At 65.7% G+C, this 3,359-nt stretch carries 3 protein-coding genes; all 3 read right to left on the bottom strand.

Annotated features, from left to right (window positions below; all coding sequences use genetic code 11):
* On the bottom strand, positions 1-775 hold a 775-nt coding region (locus AC1D1G_RS43330; protein WP_477956723.1), incomplete at its 3' end, for a F0F1 ATP synthase subunit gamma.
* A gap of 48 nt (positions 776-823) precedes the next feature.
* Positions 824-2,467, bottom strand: a complete 1,644-nt coding sequence (gene atpA / locus AC1D1G_RS43335; protein WP_005252958.1) for a F0F1 ATP synthase subunit alpha — start codon at positions 2,465-2,467, stop codon at positions 824-826.
* Between the two features lie 62 nt (positions 2,468-2,529).
* Positions 2,530-3,357 (bottom strand): F0F1 ATP synthase subunit delta, encoded by an 828-nt coding sequence (locus AC1D1G_RS43340; protein ID WP_198602282.1) that lies wholly within the window; start codon positions 3,355-3,357, stop codon positions 2,530-2,532.
* Positions 3,358-3,359 lie beyond the last annotated feature (2 nt).

Raw genomic sequence — 3,359 nt, forward strand, 5'->3', positions numbered from 1 at the left:
GGGTGCTGATGTACTTCGGCAGCAGGGCGCCGAGCAACTTGTCGGGTTCCGGCTCGAAGTTGAATCCGGCGACCGGCTCCGAGTCGCTGGACCCGTGACAGTTCGACAGCATGTCTTCGCCGAGTTCGACGCGCTCCTCGGAGACCATCACCTCGAGGGGAGCCATCCGGCGAACCTCGGGAGACTGGGTCAGCATCGACACGAAGCGGGTGTAGACGATGTGCAGCTCGTCGACGCCTTCGACGGTGCCCTCACCGTTCGGCGCGGGAACCTCCGAGCCGGATCCGGCCATGAACAGGTCGACCAGGTGCCGGCTCGCCTTGGCGGCGTCGGAGTAGCCCGGATCCTGGGAGAACCCGGTCCACGCACCTCCCAAGTCGCGGCCACGGAACGTGTAGTACCCCAGACCCTTGGATCCGAGCACGTAGATGACCGGATCCTTACCCTCGCTGCGCAGCAGCTGGAACAGCTCCTCGGCCTCCTTGAGGACGTTGGAGTTGTAACCGCCGCACATACCGCGGTCGCTGGTGACGACCAGAACCGCGGCCCGCTTGGGATCGGTGCGCTCGTTCAGCAACGGGTGGTCCAGCGAAGCCGACGCGCTCGCCAGCTCCGACAGAACCTTCGTGATCTCTTCGGCGTACGGCTTCGCCGCGGCGACGCGCGACTGTGCCTTCGTGATGCGCGAGGTCGCGATCAGTTCCTGGGCCTTGGTGATCTTCTTGGTCGAGTTGACCGACTTGATGCGAGACCTCAGTTCGAGAATGCTTGCCATCGATCGATCACTCTCCCTTCATGTTTCGCAGCATCATGGGCAGGCCGCTCACTTGCTGACGGTGGTGCGCTTGACGTTGATCTGCTCGTGGCCGACCTCGCCGGCGTCCAGAGCTTCGGCCTCGGCCTCGTTCACGACCCGGCTTCCGTCGGACGCGATGAAGGTTTCCTTGAACTTGTCGGTGGCCTCGACCAGCGCCTTGGCGTTGTCGGCGTCGAGGGCCTTGCCGCCCTTGATGCTCTCGTACACGCCGGAGGCGGTGCGGTGCAGCTCGTCGAGCAGTTCGGCCTCGAAGCGGCGGACGTCGCCGACCGGCACGCTGTCGAAGACACCTTCGCCGGCGAGGTAGATCGACACGATCTGGTCTTCGACGGGGATCGGGCTGTACTGATCCTGCTTGAGCAGCTCCACCAGGCGGGCACCACGCTCGAGCTGTGCCTTCGAGGCGGCGTCCAGGTCGGAGGCGAAGGCTGAGAACGCCTCGAGCTCACGGAACTGAGCCAGCTCCAGACGCAGCGAACCGGAGACCTTCTTCATGCCCTTGGTCTGCGCGGCGCCACCGACTCGGGACACCGAGATGCCGACGTTGATGGCGGGGCGGACACCCTTGTTGAACAGGTCCGACTCGAGGAACACCTGACCGTCGGTGATGGAGATGACGTTGGTCGGGATGTAGGCCGAGACGTCGTTGGCCTTGGTCTCGATGATCGGCAGCGCGGTCAGCGAGCCTCCACCCAGGGCGTCGGACAGCTTGGCCGAACGCTCCAGCAGGCGGGAGTGCAGGTAGAAGACGTCACCGGGGTATGCCTCACGTCCCGGCGGGCGACGCAGCAGCAGCGAGATGGCGCGGTACGCCTCGGCCTGCTTGGTCAGGTCGTCGAACACGACCAGGACGTGCTTACCCTGGTACATCCAGTGCTGGCCGATGGCGGAGCCGGTGTAGGGCGCGAGCCACTTGAAACCGGCGGAGTCGGAGGCCGGGGCGGCGACGATGGTGGTGTACTCCATCGCGCCCTGCTCCTCGAGGGCAGCCTTGACACCCGCGATGGTGGAGCCCTTCTGGCCGATCGCGACGTAGATGCAGCGAACCTGCTGCTTCTCGTCGCCGGTCTCCCAGTTGGCCTTCTGGTTCAGGATCGCGTCGATGCAGACGGCGGTCTTGCCCGTCTTACGGTCGCCGATGACGAGCTGACGCTGTCCGCGGCCGATCGGGGTCATCGCGTCGATGGCCTTGATGCCGGTCTGCAGCGGCTCCTCGACGGGCTGACGCTCGAGGACCGAGGCAGCCTGCAGTTCGAGGGCGCGGGTCTCGTTGCTCTCGATCTCGCCCAGGCCGTCGATCGGCTGGCCGAGCGGGTTGATGACGCGGCCGAGGAAGGCGTCGCCGACGGGTACCGACAGCACGTCGCCGGTCCGCTTGACTTCCTGGCCTTCCTGGATGTTCTCGTAATCGCCCAGGATGACGGCACCGATCTCGGTGGCATCCAGGTTGAGCGCGACACCCAGAATTCCGCCGGGGAACTCCAGCAGTTCGTTGGCCATCGCCGAAGGCAGGCCACTGACGTGCGCGATGCCGTCGCTGGTGTCGGTCACAAGGCCGACCTCTTCGCGGGAGGCCTCCGGGGAGTAGCTCGCGGTGTAGTTCTCGATCGCACTACGGATCTCGTCGGAGGAGATCGTCAGCTCCGCCATGTTTTTCCTGCTCTCGGTGTCTGGTCTTCGAAAAGATCTGGGGTATGGGGTTCGGTTGCGGACTACTTGAGGGACTTCCGCAACGCTGCGAGACGTCCCGCGCCGCTGCCGTCGATCACCTCGTCGCCCACCCGGACGACCAAGCCGCTGAGGAGCTCAGGATCGACCTCCACGTGAACCGTCACCGGCTTCCCGTAGGTACGGGTGAGGGTGGCGGTCAGCCGATCCGACTGCTCACTGGACAGCGGAGCAGAGCTGCGCACCTTGGCGACAACTGCTTCCCGCTGTGCTGCTGCCAGATTCGACAGTTCGTCGAAGGCGTCCGCGGGTGCGGAGTTCTTCAACCGGCCCACTGCCTGGGTCGCCAGCGCCTCGGCGACAGCGGTGACCTTGCCGTACAGCAGCTTGGAGAGCAGTTCACGCTTCCTCTTCGCCGGCACGGAACGGTCGGACAGTGACTGCTCGAGCTTCGGGTCACCGGCAACGATGCGCCCGAGGCGGAAGAGCTCGTCCTCGACAGCGTCGAGCTGTCCCTGATCGGCCGCTGCCTTCAGCAGCGCTTCCCGACCGACGAGCACCAGCGAGTTGAGCAGGTCGGAGGTGACGGACCAGTCCTGGCCCACCGCCGCCTTCAGGACGGCGAGGGTCTCGGCCGAGACCTTGCCACCGAATACCTGCTCGGCCAGACCTTCGCGAACGTTCCCGGGCGTCGAGGTGTCCGACAGAGCACTCCGGAGAGTGCGCTGCTCGTCCAGGATCTCGACGACCGAGAACAGCTCGGCCCCGATCTGGGCCGCGGCCGCTGTGGCTGCTCCGGCAGAGACGGATCCCAAGGCCGAAGACAACGCAGCACGGGTCTGCGTCAAGGCCTCACGGCTCGCTGCGTACATGG

This window comes from Rhodococcus sp. P3_B8 (assembly GCF_056402775.1).